11 protein-coding genes are annotated in these 15,134 nt (G+C 55.2%); 2 read left to right on the forward strand and 9 right to left on the reverse strand.

Annotated elements, in window-relative coordinates; all coding sequences use genetic code 11:
* Positions 1-154: 154 nt before the first annotated feature.
* Together RQI55_RS13885 and RQI55_RS13890 are read right to left on the reverse strand one after the other, a co-directional pair.
* A complete protein-coding gene (locus tag RQI55_RS13885) occupies positions 155-2,347 on the reverse strand; it encodes an EAL domain-containing protein (RefSeq protein ID WP_311272869.1) in 2,193 nt (730 codons plus the stop codon).
* A gap of 478 nt (positions 2,348-2,825) precedes the next feature.
* A complete protein-coding gene (locus RQI55_RS13890) occupies positions 2,826-3,194 on the reverse strand; it encodes a helix-turn-helix domain-containing protein (RefSeq protein WP_311272870.1) in 369 nt (122 codons plus the stop codon).
* 116 nt (positions 3,195-3,310) lie between these two features.
* On the opposite strand from RQI55_RS13890, the gene RQI55_RS13895 reads away from it, so the two are divergent.
* Both RQI55_RS13895 and RQI55_RS13900 read left to right on the forward strand, forming a co-directional pair.
* Positions 3,311-4,330, forward strand: coding sequence for a zinc-binding alcohol dehydrogenase family protein (locus RQI55_RS13895; RefSeq protein WP_311272871.1), 1,020 nt, complete (start codon positions 3,311-3,313; stop codon positions 4,328-4,330).
* Positions 4,331-4,836: 506 nt separating this feature from the next.
* Positions 4,837-6,831 carry a diguanylate cyclase gene (locus RQI55_RS13900; protein WP_311272872.1) on the forward strand — a complete coding sequence of 665 codons (1,995 nt, stop codon included), beginning with the start codon at positions 4,837-4,839 and terminating at the stop codon, positions 6,829-6,831.
* A 455-nt stretch (positions 6,832-7,286) separates the two neighbouring features.
* Here RQI55_RS13900 and RQI55_RS13905 read toward each other — a convergent pair whose 3' ends face one another.
* From RQI55_RS13905 to RQI55_RS13935, 7 genes are all read right to left on the reverse strand, one after another.
* Positions 7,287-7,805, reverse strand: coding sequence for a DUF992 domain-containing protein (locus tag RQI55_RS13905; RefSeq protein WP_311272873.1), 519 nt, complete (start codon positions 7,803-7,805; stop codon positions 7,287-7,289).
* Positions 7,806-7,852: 47 nt separating this feature from the next.
* The gene (locus RQI55_RS13910; RefSeq protein ID WP_042618821.1) at positions 7,853-8,110 is read right to left on the reverse strand and encodes a BON domain-containing protein; all 258 of its coding nucleotides are present in this window, start codon (positions 8,108-8,110) and stop codon (positions 7,853-7,855) included.
* 65 nt (positions 8,111-8,175) lie between these two features.
* Positions 8,176-8,355 carry a CsbD family protein gene (locus RQI55_RS13915; RefSeq protein WP_042618822.1) on the reverse strand — a complete coding sequence of 60 codons (180 nt, stop codon included), beginning with the start codon at positions 8,353-8,355 and terminating at the stop codon, positions 8,176-8,178.
* Positions 8,356-8,516: 161 nt separating this feature from the next.
* Positions 8,517-10,022: a helix-turn-helix transcriptional regulator gene (locus RQI55_RS13920; RefSeq protein ID WP_042618823.1), complete on the reverse strand. Its 1,506-nt coding sequence runs from the start codon at positions 10,020-10,022 to the stop codon at positions 8,517-8,519.
* A 703-nt stretch (positions 10,023-10,725) separates the two neighbouring features.
* Positions 10,726-12,555, reverse strand: a complete 1,830-nt coding sequence (locus RQI55_RS13925) for an ABC transporter ATP-binding protein (protein ID WP_311272874.1) — start codon at positions 12,553-12,555, stop codon at positions 10,726-10,728.
* Positions 12,556-12,571: 16 nt separating this feature from the next.
* Positions 12,572-13,330, reverse strand: a complete 759-nt coding sequence (locus RQI55_RS13930; RefSeq protein ID WP_311272875.1) for a DUF1028 domain-containing protein — start codon at positions 13,328-13,330, stop codon at positions 12,572-12,574.
* 4 nt (positions 13,331-13,334) lie between these two features.
* Positions 13,335-15,119 carry a gamma-glutamyltransferase family protein gene (locus RQI55_RS13935; protein ID WP_311272876.1) on the reverse strand — a complete coding sequence of 595 codons (1,785 nt, stop codon included), beginning with the start codon at positions 15,117-15,119 and terminating at the stop codon, positions 13,335-13,337.
* Positions 15,120-15,134: the final 15 nt, after the last annotated feature.

The raw sequence follows: 15,134 nt of genomic DNA on the forward strand, positions 1-15,134 counted from the left end.
CATTTTTACGATCAAGAACCGACCGCAGGTGAGAGATAGCTTTAAGCATTCAACCACCGGCTCGGCGGTTCTGATCCTATCAAATGCTGCGGTCTCCGCTAGGCTGAGTTTTTGAGCGCTGAAAGCTAGATCAGGTATTTTGACGGGCTTGGGCTCAAACTCCTACCGCAATCTCGTCCGTAGCCGTCGTCAGATAAAGATGTCTAAAGTCGCTCGCCTTCATCGGGCGGCCGTATAGATAGCCCTGTCCCTCATCGCATGCGTAGTGCTGCATGAGACGTTCCTGCTCGACGGTCTCAATACCTTCAGCAATAACTTCGAGATCAAATCCCGCCGCAAGTTTTGCGACCGCTTCAACGATCGCCTCGTCTTTTTTATTGCGCTCGCTGCCGCTGACAAACGAACGATCAATCTTCAGGCGAGTGACAGGATAATCTTTTAAAAGGCTCAGGGATGCGAAGCCGGTTCCGAAGTCATCAAAAGCAATGCCCACACCGAGTGAGCGAAGGTGATGAAGGGGCTCCATAATCCGTTGTTCATTACGCAGAATAATGTTCTCTGTAATCTCTAACTCGAGCGAAGTTGCCGGTAAATTGCTGTCGGAAAGCGCTGCTTCGACCGATTTGGCAAAATCCCGTGTCCGGAATTGTGCTGCAAACAGATTGACTCCAATTCTGAAATTCTCGCAACCAGCTTTGCGCCATTGCGCGGCCTGCGCGCAGGCTGTTCGCAATATCCATTCGCCCACCGGGACAGCAAGAAGGCTTGTTTCCAGTACGGGCAAAAAAGCAGCAGGCGAGACGACGCCGAGCTGCGGATGGTTCCACCTTATCAGTGCTTCTGCACCGGAAAGGCTTCCATCGCTCAGTTTGATCTGAGGCTGGTAATAGAGCTCAAACTCCTGATTTTCCCAGGCTTGACGGATCGAGGAACTCAGAGATCCTTTTTTCAAAGCCGTTTGGCGAAGCTCAGGGGTGAATATGCGGACGAGGTGGCGACCGTCTGCCTTTGCCTGATAAAGGGCCAAATCTGCGTTCCCAAGCATCTGCTCACTGTCATCTTCAGGGCCCGATTTGAGGGAGATGCCGATACTGGCCCCGATGTGAATGGGCTCGTTGTCGAACTCTATAGGTTCTTCGATAGCAGCGATGAGCGCCGAGGCAAGCTCACTGGTTTTGAGGGGATCCACCGTTTCAGACATCACAACGACAAATTCGTCCCCGCCCAGGCGGGCCACCATGTGGTGCGCAGGCACGCTTTCTCGGAGACGGCGTGCGACAATCTTGAGTACAAAATCCCCCGCAGAGTGTCCCAGCGTGTCATTTACATCCTTGAAACCGTCCAGATCAAGAAGGAGGAGCGCCAATGGCTGATTGCTTTCGCAAGCCTGTCGGAGACGCAACTTCAAACTCGCCCTGTTTGCAAGGCCGGTAAGATCGTCGTATTCGGCAGCATGTTTTAGCTTCTTAACAGCTTCCAAACGGCTCGTTATATCGCGAATGATAGCGCCGAACTGCGTTTCTCCCGCCTCGCTCCAATGCGAGAGGGACAGCTCTATTGGAACGTCGGAGCCGTCACGACGCTTTCCCGTCAAATTGACTGAAGTTCCTATGATATGAGGCGGACCGCCGGAAGCCACTCTGGCGAGACCCGCGCCATGTCTGGCCCGCATAGCGTCGGGCATGATAATGTCGAGAGGTTTACCCAGCGCTTCTTCTCTAGAATAGCCAAAAATCTCTTCTGCGGCCGCATTCCATGACGTGATCTGGTTTTTGCCATTTGCGCAGATGATGGCGTCTGGAGATGTGGATGTAATGTTGATGAATTTGTTACGGCTAGTCTCGCTCTCCCGTTCTAACCGTCGCAATTCCATTCGTTCAAGGACCATAGCTGCCAGATCCTGAAGTACTCGCTGGTCACGATCCGAGAATGTCTCTCTCGGTTTCGGATCAATCAAGCATAAGCTCCCAAGCGCATGCCCCTCAGACGTGGTGAGTGGTGCACCAGCGTAGAATCGAATGTTCGGATACCCCGTAACCAACGCATTTGATCGGAAGCGCTCATCTTTGGACGCGTCGGGGATAACAAAGACGCCGGATTCCATGATTGCATAGGTGCAGAATGAAACATCTCGTCCCGTCTGGCACACATCCAGACCAATACGAGCTTTGAAGAATTGCCGGTCACGATGGACCAACGAGATCAAAACAGTTTGGACATCGAAAATCCGTGACGCCATCTGTATAATATGGTCGTATTCACGCTCGGGCGCGGTATCCATCAGCGCGAAACTATCCAGCACCTCAATCCGTTTTTCGTCATCGTGTGGAATCGGGTATAGGGTCATCACAATCGCTCGCTCGATTTATATTGAAATTTAGAAATATCGAAAAAGCTTAATGCACAATGATTCTGAAGCAATAATTTCGGCCAGCACGTCAAACCATGCCATTAGCCTTTATGAGTTCTAAATAAATCGAGCTGGTTCTAAGTGAAGTACAGAGTGATAGCTGTCTAAATACATTTGGACTGTCCGCATCGGCCGCCCAAAATCTAAGCTATTGGTAAACTTCACGTCGTCTCAGTCCGTTCATCCTCCCAGGGACTTTGAAACCGACACTCTATCTGCCAGCTTACCACCGTTGCTGCCATATGAAGCAGACGCAGTGATGATGACCTTGATCTCTTTTGCCGCGGTCGCTGAACGCTGCGTCGCATCTCGGGGCGTCTGGAAGGACATTTAAACGCCAGTTTCGCACGTCGGGATTATGGACGATGTATCAGGATGCTTGCGCAACTTTCCGTTCGGTGCGCGTATCTGCAGCTTACTCCTGCGGATCAAGGCCACGTGGCTTGCCGTACAGTCCAATATTGACATCACCCCAAATCTTAAGGGCCAGCAGGATTGGCTCCATGCTGCGTCCAAGCTCGGAAAGGCTGTATTCCACCTTGGGCGGAACCTGGGCATAGACCTTGCGTGTGATCAGCCCATCGTCCTCGAGTTCTCGCAACTGGTTGGTCAGCATCCGCGGCGTGACGTCGACGATATGCTTCCGCAGCTCGTTGAACCGCAATGTTCCTGACATCAGGTGAAAGAGCACGACCGATTTCCATTTTCCGTCAATGAGGCCAATGGCTGCCTCTACCGAACAGCCGGGAGAACAATCGAAGCGCGAATGGCGGGCTTTGGCCATAACAGTATCCTTTTTGATACTACGTGTGTTTTTTGTGCGTATTGCTTCATTATGATAATAGCGCATCTTAGCTACATATCAATTGCCAAGGCAGTCGATCATCAAAGGAGCAGAACATGAAAGCCATTGGTTACAAGGCGCCAGGCGCAATCGAACGCGAAGACGCACTGCAGGACATCGAACTTCCCCGGCCGGTTCCAGTGGGTCGGGACCTTCTCGTCGAGGTGAAGGCCATTTCGGTCAATCCGGTAGATACCAAGGTTCGTAAGGGTGCCAGTCCGGAAGCTGGACAGTGGAAGGTGCTTGGCTGGGATGCCGTCGGCACTGTTGTGGAAGCTGGCCCCGCAGCGAAAGATTTCAATATTGGCGACGAGGTGTTTTATGCAGGCTCTCTTATCCGTCCCGGTGCCAACAGCGAGTTTCACCTCGTTGACGAACGGATTGTCGGCAAGAAGCCAACCACTTTGTCCAACGCCCAGGCTGCGGCTCTGCCTTTGACGGCTATCACCGCCTGGGAAATGCTGTTCGACCGGCTGGATATTCGCAAGCGCGTTCCGGGTGCAGCAAATGCCATCGTCATCATTGGCGGTGCAGGTGGAGTTGGCTCCATTGCCATCCAGCTTGCACGAGCCCTGACGGATGTCACCGTCATTGCCACGGCATCGCGGCCGGAAACGCAAGATTGGGTAAAGACGCTCGGTGCTCATCACGTGATCGACCATTCCAAGCCCATTGCAGAACAGGTGGCGGCGCTCGGTATCGGTGCGCCAGCCTTTGTCTTCTCGACAACGGAAACACAACCGCATCTGAAGGAAATCGTCGAACTCATCGCGCCGCAGGGCAGGTTCGGACTGATCGATGACCCCGATAGCCTCGATGTACTCGGCTTCAAGCGGAAATCTGTATCCGTCCATTGGGAATTGATGTTCACCCGGTCGATCTTCGAGACCGCCGACATGGCAGAGCAGGGCAAGTTGCTGAACGACCTGTCTCGTCTGATTGACGAGGGCAAGATCCGTACGACCGTGACCGAGGTCTTGTCTCCCATCAACGCGGCCAATCTCCGCCGAGCCCATTCCGCCATTGAGAGCGGCAAGACCAGAGGCAAGGTCGTGCTCGAGGGTTTTGTAAAGTGAGGCAGTGATGCTTCGAGGCAGGAGAGGTTCGACCCCTCTTTTGCTTCAGCCATTTTCAGCAAGTTTGAAGGATGGCCGCCATCACAGTGTTGCTCACTGATCCCCTGTAAGACCTGTGTGATCATCACGTCCTAGTCGGTGATGTTCTCCTTTCAATAAGTTGCTCATCACCGCAGGCACATTGCACTGACAGGCGATTGACCCTAACGGGCCGCCAGGCCAACGGCCAAGATATGCGAGGGGGGCATCGCATGACCTGCTTACCTCGACGGTCTGAGACAGCATGAGAAAAACCTGCGCCGTTCAGAAACTTCCCCCGGAGAAGCGGTGTAGCTTCATGCGACCGCAATGCTCCAAAACACAAGCTAAGAATTATCAGGCAAACCTTATTTAAGAGGTGCAACATGTTAGGCCTTCATTGACGGCTGGGTGCTATGGCCTCACCAGAGACGTCAACAAGGGAACAGGGAATGTCTATACTCTATCGGATGGGTGTGCGGTCGCGCATGGTCACGCTGATCTCTACGGCCATCCTTCCCTTTCTGGCTTTGATTGCTGCAGGCATCATCTTTTCCTACGATGAGGCGGACAGAGCTGCCAGGAGAAATGTCGCCTCCGATGCACAGCTAAGCGCGGCGAAGTTCTCCCGCATTTTTCTCGATGCCAAAGTCGTTTTGGGGACCTTGCGGGGTATGCCGCCTCTCCAGACCGCGGATCGCCCGCGTTGTGACAGCTTTGTCCAAAAAGTTCTCGCAAACCAACCGGTCTTTGTGACCATGGGCATTGTGGATGAACAAGGGAACATCGTTTGCCACAACAAGCCTGACGCGACGGGAAAATTCGGTGATGCAGAGCTTGCACGTCGCATGGCGCAAGCGGCGCCAGATGATCTCGTAGTCGGCCGTTTCATGATTGGTCCAGTCAGTAAAAAACCGACCGTTGCGGTCATGATGCGATTGCCTTCGGCAAAGAACGGCGAGCGACTCTCCCTGTTTGGCTCGCTGAATCTCGACATTTTCAGTCACCTGGCAAAGTCGATCGCAGCTGGCACCAATCATACCGTCGCACTCATCGAGCCTGCCAATCAGCGTGTGTTGGTCAGTTGGCCAGCCATAGGCTCCTTCGGAGCAGCGTTTCCTGATCATCCCCTCATCCAAGCGATCGCCCAGAACCCGCAAGGCGGTACGTCCTTTTCGATAGGGTTCGACAGCATCCACCGATTTTTCGGATACGCTCCCGTGATCGATGCGACGGGCAGCTCATTGGCCGTCTCGCTCGGGCTTCCCGAGAATGAGGCATTTGCAGACGTTCAGGTGCGATCAAATTACGCCATAGTCTTGTCCGCGCTCGCTTTCGTCATCGCCACTCTGCTGTCGGCGACGATTGCCTATTGGACACAACTGAGGCCACTTGTTCGGCTGGTGCAAAAATCTGAGCGCATTGGTGACGGCGAATTTTCCGACCAAGTCGTTATTGAACCCTGGCAGGCTCATGAATTTCGAGGTCTCGCCAGTAGCCTCAACAAAACGGCTCACAAGCTCCTCGTTGCCCAGGAAATCGAGAGGCGGACGATCGAATCTGACCGCCGTTTCCGCCTCGTGGCGGACAATACGGCGGACATGATTACAGTGATCGATCCTACGGGTACGCGTACCTTCGTATCCGGCGCCTGCCGCGAAATTCTGGGTTTCGAACCCGAGGAGCTCATTGGCAAGAATGCACTCCAGCTCGTGGTTGCGGAGGATCGCGACCGGGTGAAAGAGCTTTTTGGGAAGACGAGTAGATCTGAGGATGGTGGCAGTGAGCGATATCGTGTCGCCCGCAAAGATGGCTCTCTTTTGTGGGTTGAGGTGAGTGGTCGGCGCATGCCTGGCAGCGGCGACTTCGTTTTCACCATGCGCGATATATCAAAACGAAAAGCGGTCGAAGCAGAGCTTGAGGCCGCAAATATCCGGCTCTCTAGACTTGCGACGATTGATGAGCTCACAGGGATCAACAATCGACGCGAGCTGAACAGACGTCTTGATCTCGAAGCAAGACGCGCCGCGAGGGAAGGGCCGCCACTTTCTGTATTGCTCATAGATGTCGATCATTTCAAATCGTTCAACGATACATATGGTCACCTTGAAGGAGATCGCTGCTTGCAGGAGGTCGCCGGTGCAATTTCGAATGCAATAGGTCGACCGTCGGATAGTTGTGCCCGGTACGGCGGTGAAGAGTTTGCCGTGCTTCTTCCCAACACATCCGAGGAGGAAGCATGGGCTCGTGCCGAGATTATTAGAGACGCTGTTGCTTCGTTAAACCGCAAGCATTCTGGCAACGAAGTCGGACATGTCACGATCAGCATTGGTGTCGTTACGAGCAACGGGCAATTGGAACAGCGTGAGCTTCTGAAACTTGCCGACGATGCTCTTTATTCTGCAAAGCGGAGTGGTCGGAACAAAGTGGTCGCGTCGACTGGAGCTCAGACATCGGCAGTTCATGCGTTTCGCAAACGTTAGTAACCCTTTCAACGCGGCAGCAGATGGAGCGCAGCGAATTCGCGAGTGCGGCTGTAATCTGCGGCCTTGAACCCATAGCCAAAACTACTCGTGATAACGCGATTCCCGACCATCTCGTGGTTGCGGACATCGAAATTGAGGATCAAGAGTCTCACCAATATACGACCACGGGCATTCCGAATGGGTTGGTGACAGGTAAGTGCAGGTCACTGCGTTCGAATCCACACTGGTGTCTGACCGTTCAAGATTTCGAATGGAACGTGCCGAAGAACCGCCGCCCTGCCTCCGGCATGCGGTTTGCCGTTATCAACCAGCTTACCCGCGCACTTCTGATATCTATGAACAGAGACCAAAGTCCGTCTCAGTCATACTGCTTAATGCGAAGCTCACTCGCGTTGCTTTGGTCTTAGGCTAGATGGTCCAGCGCGATCCATGCAAAGCGAGTGGCTGGTGATTTAGCTCGCCTTACGCAGTTGCAAGCGCGACACACCCGCGGCGACATTCAGACCCGATCCCACTTCCGCGCTGAGCGGCTGGAGGCCAAAATTCTTTGCGTTTCCACCGATCAGGGCGTTGGCACCAAGACCCACACCGAGCGAAGCGCCTGCCGATGCGCCGACATACGTTCCGGCAAGACTGCCTTCGCCGACGGTGCTTGGCGTCGTATTGACAACGATCCAGCTCAGATAGGATTTTCCCGTGACGCCAACATCGATTCCGAGTTTGCCGATCGTTCCGGTGTAGCGTTCAACCTTGCCTGTGCGCTGTTTAAATTGGCATTCCACAGTACGACTGGAGCCGAGCAATAGGCCGATACCACCTGCGACTTCGCAGGACAGGGTGCCGACGCGTTGCTTGGTCTGCGACGCAACTGGCTGACTATTCTGCTTCTTGTTATGATGCGTGCTTGCTGCCGAAGCGACGGAACTGATAGCGAGGGTGCTGACCAGTGCGAGTAAGAGCGTCTTTTTCACATTACGTTCCTTTTCTGATTGCTTGATCGAGCCTTTTCTTGACGGTCTCAAGCTGGGTGGCCAATCACTAGGATGCTGCATGTCACCCGCCCCGACCTGAAATCGGCGGCGAGGGCGGTGGCCGCGTGTGCGGCCTCCTGGGACGGAGCTGTGCCGGTGAGCTTGATGGTGCCGTCAATGACTTCAACATCGATCTGGCAGTCTTCGAGGCCACTGGTGTAAGCCAACAGGCATTTTATCGCTGCGCTGGTGGCGCCAAAGTCTGCAGCGGGCGTGACCACGCTCGAGAACAGCGGAAATAGCATAGTGATTGACCTTGGATGGGAGATATGGCTCGCCAGCCGTGGCGAGCCCGGTTTAAGCGCTTCTGTTACTTCAGCGCGTCCCTGACCGAGTCCTTGCTTTTACCGACTGTGCTCTGCACTTCACCGGCTGCCTTGTCGATCTTGCCTTCCGCTTCGAGCTTCTTGTTGCCGGTGAGTTTGCCAGCAGCTTCCTTAATTGTGCCCTTCAGTTCTTTTGCGGCACCCTCGATACGGTTCTTATCCATGATACATCCTTTCCACAGACAGCGTTTCGATCATCTGACCCCGGATGTGCCGGCGTCATGATGAAGCAGATAGAACGACTGGCGGCGGAATTTCAGATTGGAAAGTACTATTGCAATTAGTATCAAATGACCTTTTTACGGGGTAAACGTCATTTTCAGCGTTATTTTTTCCCGTTGCGTGCCTTCGACTTCGCTTCCGTTCCGCCCGTAAAGCCACGCTCGCGTGCCCATATGACTGCTGCAGCGCGCCGATTTACCCCGATTTTTCCGTAAAGGGATGCGATATGGTTGCGAATGGTATTCTTGGATAGGTGCAGGCTTTCTCCCATCTCCGCGTCGCTTTGGCCGTTGCAGATCAGCCCGAGTATTTCCCGTTCCCGATCGCTCAGCTCCATCAGTTGCGCAGTTGGGGGAACCGCTGAACCCTGCTTGAGCGTCGCGAGGCGATCAACGATAGAGCGGCTAAACCAGGAAGTATCGGCCATGACGCTCTCGATGGCCTCAACCAGTTGCGCTTCGCTGCGCCTGCGCTCGGTCACGTCCTGAAGAGCCCAGATCACGCATTGCTCATCATTGATCTCGACCCGCTCTGCGGAAACGAGGCAATCGGCCATGCCGCCATCCTTCTGCTTCATGCGCAGCGGCTCGTTTCGGATAAAAGTGTTGTCGCGCAGCTTCTGCTCCAGCGCCCGCCGTGCGGCTATATCTTCCCATAGGTGAAGTTCGCCGGCGGTCCGGCTTACGACCTCCGTCAGGCCGTAGCCTGAGATCTGCAGGAAAGCGTCGTTCGCCTCCGTGAACACAAAATCGTCTAGCCTTGATATGGCGGCGGGTGCTGGCGAAAGCCGGAACGACTTGGAGAACCGCTCCTCGCTCTGCCGCAATGCATTCTGTGCTTTTCGACGGGCGTCGAGGTCAGCGAAGGTGAACAGCATGCATGGCTCTTCGACCACAGCAATGGGCTCACCGGCGACGATAACAAGCCGATCCCCACCGTCCGGAAGCGGAACAAGCGCCTCTCGGTGGCGGATCACCCGACCCTCGCTGAGCTTGTGCAACGCGTCCTCGCCCGTCTCGCAGTTTGAGAACAAACAAATGGACTGCACGGTTTTCCCGACGACATCTTCCTTGGCGAATCCCGTCATCTCAAGAAAACCCTGGTTAACGCGAATGAAACGGTGGTCTTCCAGGCGGCAAATGAGGCCAGGTGCGGGATTTGCATTGAACGAACGTTCGAACCGCTCCTCTGCTTCGAAGCGAGGCGTTTCATCGCGCATGATCAGAGCTAGCACATCCGGTTTGTCGCTGGAATCGGCGATGACCATGCTGCGAATGGTGTGAACCCATACCAAATCAAGATCGACTGACGGCGATACCTCGACCGTGACATCATCGACCGTTTCGCCGGACAAGAGTCGCTCAATCGGATACTGGCCTTCCTCAAGTGGATGATTGTTGCGATACCGCAGCGTGAAGTTCCGCCGATAGCCCGCAGCGTCCCCGCCAAGATCATCGATCCCGTCCACGCGGTGCATTTCGATTGCGGCAGTATTGGCCCACGCAATGCGCCCATCTTGTTCGACAAGTATGATGCCGTCACTCAGCCCACCTATGAGCTCCTGCAGGCTAACGCGGTTAATTCGGGGTCGATTGGCAGCTTCACTCATGTCTCTTCTCAATTGTTTTTTCTCGACAAATACGTCGCATCCTTCCTTGAAATGGAAAAGAAGAAACTGCTAATGGTCAATGCCGAACTCAATTTTGTAATCTCTCGAACATCAAGATGTACGCCCGTATCTCAATACAAAGATGCCTAGGAGCGCCCGATAAGGTTTTGAGCATCAGCTATGTCCTGTGATTGACACCAAGTCAGATCAAGGGGATTCAAAATGCCCCGGATTGAGCGCTGCTAGCGAGGTTGGATAATGAATTTTCGTCCTGCTAGGCTTTTACCGAACATTTGCAATCTTTTGCGAACGGAGTACGAGAGCGTGATAAGCCTTTAGAAAGATCCTGACAGCCAGAGGCTGGGCCTCTGACGCAAATCGACCTGGGGTATCGCACTGGTATCTACTTGGCGGAGATCCACTTTAACCGTGTTAGAGAGCTGCATGTAAACGAGTTACCCGAGCCGCGCCGGTCCACGCTTGTCGTGGAAGGCGCCTCCCTAGTAGCTATGGTCTCGCAGCCACAGACGGCCGCCGACCTTATAGAAGAAGCAGCGCAACAAGCCTCATTTTTCGCTGAAGTCCGGTCTCTGCGACGAGTCTTTTATCATTAAAAAGCCAAAGCGAAGGAAGCCTGTCAACTAAGGGCCCCTGGTTCGATACGGTTCAAACCGAATGCACTGGTGTTCCATTAATAACCCCATCACGCCAAGACCGTGTGCCCCGGTGAAATGATACGGTAAACTCTTTCCGGGCTGTTGTATCCCAACGGACGAATTGGGCTTTTCAGTTCATCGATCGCAGCATTGCGGCGCAAGCCTCGCCGTGCGGGATCAGGTACTGGCACTGCGGCCATCAGTTTCTTGGTATAGGGGTGTTGTGGATTGGCGAAAATCGATGCTCGTGGGCCGATTTCTACGATCTCACCAAGATACATGACCGCGACGCGGTGGCTGACGCGTTCCACGACTGCCATATCATGGCTGATGAAAAGGAAGGCGATCTTAAATTGCTCCTGAAGATCGAGCATTAGGTTGCACACCTGGGCCTTGATCGACACGTCGAGAGCAGAGACGCTTTCATCCGCGATGATGACCTTGGGGTTCAATGCCAGTGCACGCGCAATAGCGATACGTTGACGCTGCCCGCCGGAAAATTCATGCGGATAACGATCCATCATTGAAGCGGAGAGACCGACGCGTTCCAGCAGATCCGCAGCCATCTCTTTGGCTTGGGAATATGGGGCGATGTTGTGTTTGATCATCGGTTCGGCCACCGCATAGCCCACCGTCATTCGCGGATTGAGGCTTGAGAAGGGGTCCTGAAAGATCATCTGTACGCTTCGGCGCATGTTGCGCAGCGCGACCTGATCGAGCTTTAGAACATCGAAACCATCTAGAGTGACCTCACCACTGCGCGGTTCCACCAAGCGGGCAATCGAGCGCCCGGTCGTTGATTTGCCGCAGCCGGACTCGCCCACCAGAGATAGGGTTTCGCCCTGAAACAGGTCAAAGGAGACATTTTCCACAGCGTGCACAGCACCCGTTGGCCGGCCCAACAACCCTGAACGTATATCAAAACGTGTCACGAGGTTTTTGACCGAAAGAACGGGCGTCATGCCGCCCTCTACGGTATTGGGTACTTCTTTGGCTTCCGAGATTTCGCCGCTTTCCATGTCCACACGGGGAAAGCGCAAAGGCCACTCATGCCCCTCCATGGAGCCGAGCTTAGGAACTGCTGCCAGCAAGGCGCGGGTATAGGGATGCTGGCCACGGTGAAAGACATCGGCAGTTTCGCCGGCTTCGACCTGATCGCCGCGAAACATTACGATCGTGCGGTCCGCAATTTCGGCAACGACACCCATGTCATGGGTGATGAAGAGAACGGCCATGCCTTCCTCTTCCTGCAGCTGTTTGATGAGATCGAGGATTTGGCCTTGAATCGTGACATCGAGTGCGGTCGTCGGCTCGTCGGCGATCAGCAGCTTGGGTCTTGATGCCAGCGCCATGGCGATCATCACCCGCTGCCGCATACCGCCTGAGAATTGGTGCGGGTACTCTTCGAAGCGGCTTTGCGCATTTGGAATGCGAACCTTTTCCAGAAGCCGGATGGTTTCTGCCCGCGCTTGCGCCTTGTTCATGCCCTTGTGACGGGTCAGCACTTCCGAAATCTGGCGACCAATCGTGAAGACAGGATTGAGCGATGTCATGGGTTCCTGAAAAATCATCGCCACATCATTGCCACGCACCCCGCGCATTTCTTTTTCGGGAATTGCGAGAATATCTCGTCCACCAAGCAAGACCTTGCCTTCGATGCGGCTGGAGCGCGTATCCAGCAACCGCATGACGGAGAGAGAGGTGACGCTCTTGCCCGATCCGCTTTCCCCGACGATGGCAACGGTTTCTCCTGCGTTCACCTCGAAGGAAAGGTCGCGTACGACGCTCTTCCATTCCCCGTCCACCATAAATGAGGTGGTGAGGTTTTGGACCGAAAGGACGGTTTCGCGCGGCGATGTTTTAACGGCTTCGGTCATATCGTTTTCCCCGGCATCATGCTGGTTTCAGCGGCGTCGCGAAGGACGAAGAAGGCACGCCCTTCGCTGCTCGCGCCGCTTCCACAGCTGCTATTTTGTCATCGATTTCAGCTCGGTCGCGCATTCCATGCGGATTGGCGCGCGTCGGCATGGTCTCGGCCACGTACAGATAACGTTCCTGCGCCACCGCATAGAGGCGGCGGAGTTCCGCCAGAGGGTCGGCGTGGTCATCGGTGCGAATGTCCAGCCACGGATAATCCTGATACCGGTAGATCACCAGCGCTGCCGATTGCTTGCCGCGTTTGTCTCCACCTGCGGCTTCGCCTGCCTCAATGGCAAGAAGCAGACGTTCGGCAAATGGCAGGCCCACAGTGTCCTTGTAGACCCTCATCGTCTCTTCGATCACCTGAGGCCCGGCCAGCATGTTGCCTGCGACGGACACGTTGTGATCCACCAGGTGTCCCGCCCAATCAATGCAGCTTTGTCCGGTGAAAGCTGCGTTGTGACCTTCGGCATCGGTCATATGTAACTGCCGCTGGGCGCTGCCTTCATCCCTCGATATGAGGGCATCGATGATCTCTTGCGGCATCTTGCCTTCGGCAAGTTGGGTCAATCCATCCGTGCCATAGGTGGGGTTGATAAAGGCCTGCGTCGCAATCGCGCCGATCTTCCCGCGAATATGCGGAACGAGCGCGCCAACCGCAAAGAAGCGGGTGGCAACGGCAATTCCCAGGTGGCCTGTTTCGGGTTCGCGCGCAACGATGGACCAGGTCATGCGATTACCGTCCCACTGCGTAGGCTTGCATCAGACGTGGCGTGGCGGCAGCCCTCAACAAACCGTCGGCGTCTCGTCGCGCCGCGGTCAGGCGACCAACGGTCCAGGGGTCGGCTGCGGAAATATCATGGCCACGCGTCTTGAGATCGGAAAGTGCTGCCTCGCCAATGCTGCGCTCGATCATGACATTGCCCGGCTGGCGCGTACGCGGATAGAATGAGCCTGGGAAGTGGGTGGTATGGAACAGCGGCAGGTCGATTGCCTGCTGCAAATTCATTCCGAAATGGGCGTAACGCAGGAAGAAAGACAGCTGCCACTGGTCCTGTTGATCACCGCCTGGTGTTCCGAAGGCGAGCGTCGGCCTTCCCTCAAACAGGGCCAGTGATGGCGTCAGTGTGGTACGCGGACGCTTGCCGGGTGCCAGAGATGTCGGCAGACCCGGCTTCATCCAGAACATCTGTGCGCGGGAATTGAGACAGAAGCCAAGACCGGGAATGATAGGCGACGACTGCAACCAGCCACCGGATGGTGTGACCGACACCATGTTGCCGTCACGGTCGATCACATCGATATGCACTGTATCACCGCGTTTTTCGGTCAGGTGCGACATGGTCGGCTCGTAGACCGCGCCGATGCCAGCCATCGAATTGAGCATGCCCATGGTGAGATCATGCTGCGCATCGAAACCGGGAATGCGACCGGGGCGCAGGTCCATCGACGCTTTGTCAGTGATCAGCTTGCGTCGCTCGTCATTATATCCGTCCGACAGCAGCGTCTGGGTTGGGATTTGCCCGAAGTCCGGGTCGCCGTAATAAACTTCGCGGTCGGCATAGGACAGTTTCATGGCTTCGACCACCGTGTGGACGAAGTCCGCGCCCGCCGGATCCATTGACGCGATATCGATGCCCTTCAGGATTGCCAGTGACTGGAGTAGCACCGGGCCTTGCCCCCATGGACCTGTCTTGGCAATTGTCCAGCCGTGATAATCATAGGTCGTGGGTTCTTCGATGGTCGCCGTCCAGTTGGCCATGTCCTCGGCGGTCAGCACACCCTTGTGGCGATTGCCGCTGGCATCCATGACTTCCGCAGTCTTGAGATAGGCGCTGATCGCCTCCGCGACGAAACCGCGATAGAACGCGTCACGTGCAGCTTCTATGCCAGCCTCGCGACCGGGCCTGGCTTCAGATTCCGAGATGATGCGCTTCCACGTCTCAGCGAGAACCGGGTTCTTGAAGCTGGAATACGGCTCGGGTGCAAACCCGCTCGGCAACCACGTCTCATAGGAGGTAGGCCATTCCTTCTGGAAGAAATCGGCTAGTCCCTTGATGGTGGCTGCCACGCGCGGCAGCATAGGATGACCGTTTTCGAGGTAGTAGATGGACGGCTCCAGCACTTCGCGAACGGTCATGGTGCCGTAATCGCGCAGCATCAGCATCCAACCATCGAAGGCACCGGGAATGACGGTCGCCAGCAGGCCATCGCCGGGGATGAGGTCTATGCCTTCGGCGGTATAATGCTCGATGGTGGCCGCTGCAGGTGCCGTGCCCTGCGCGCAGATGACTTCGACCTTGTCTTTCTTTTTCGAATAGATGATGGCGGGCATATCGCCGCCTGGACCATTCAGATGCGGCTCCAGAACCTGCAAGACGAAACCGGTGGCAACGGCGGCGTCAAAGGCATTGCCACCTTTTTCCAGAATGCTCATGCCGACAGCAGAGGCAATCCAGTGCGTCGATGTGACGACGCCGAACGTACCCAGAATTTCAGGACGGGTGGTGAATGTGGTCATTGCAGTATCCTTTGG

Origin of the sequence: Rhizobium sp. WCS2018Hpa-16 (genome assembly GCF_031843705.1) — a bacterium.
Lineage (GTDB): Bacteria > Pseudomonadota > Alphaproteobacteria > Rhizobiales > Rhizobiaceae > Agrobacterium > Agrobacterium tumefaciens_C.

Coding starts and splice junctions, on each gene's coding strand:
- RQI55_RS13885 (WP_311272869.1), bottom strand. CDS start 2,347: ATGACCCTATACCCGATTCCACACGATGACGAAAAACGGATTGAGGTG.
- RQI55_RS13890 (WP_311272870.1), bottom strand. CDS start 3,194: ATGGCCAAAGCCCGCCATTCGCGCTTCGATTGTTCTCCCGGCTGTTCG.
- RQI55_RS13895 (WP_311272871.1), top strand. CDS start 3,311: ATGAAAGCCATTGGTTACAAGGCGCCAGGCGCAATCGAACGCGAAGAC.
- RQI55_RS13900 (WP_311272872.1), top strand. CDS start 4,837: ATGGTCACGCTGATCTCTACGGCCATCCTTCCCTTTCTGGCTTTGATT.
- RQI55_RS13910 (WP_042618821.1), bottom strand. CDS start 8,110: ATGCTATTTCCGCTGTTCTCGAGCGTGGTCACGCCCGCTGCAGACTTT.
- RQI55_RS13915 (WP_042618822.1), bottom strand. CDS start 8,355: ATGGATAAGAACCGTATCGAGGGTGCCGCAAAAGAACTGAAGGGCACA.
- RQI55_RS13920 (WP_042618823.1), bottom strand. CDS start 10,022: ATGAGTGAAGCTGCCAATCGACCCCGAATTAACCGCGTTAGCCTGCAG.
- RQI55_RS13925 (WP_311272874.1), bottom strand. CDS start 12,555: ATGACCGAAGCCGTTAAAACATCGCCGCGCGAAACCGTCCTTTCGGTC.
- RQI55_RS13930 (WP_311272875.1), bottom strand. CDS start 13,330: ATGACCTGGTCCATCGTTGCGCGCGAACCCGAAACAGGCCACCTGGGA.
- RQI55_RS13935 (WP_311272876.1), bottom strand. CDS start 15,119: ATGACCACATTCACCACCCGTCCTGAAATTCTGGGTACGTTCGGCGTC.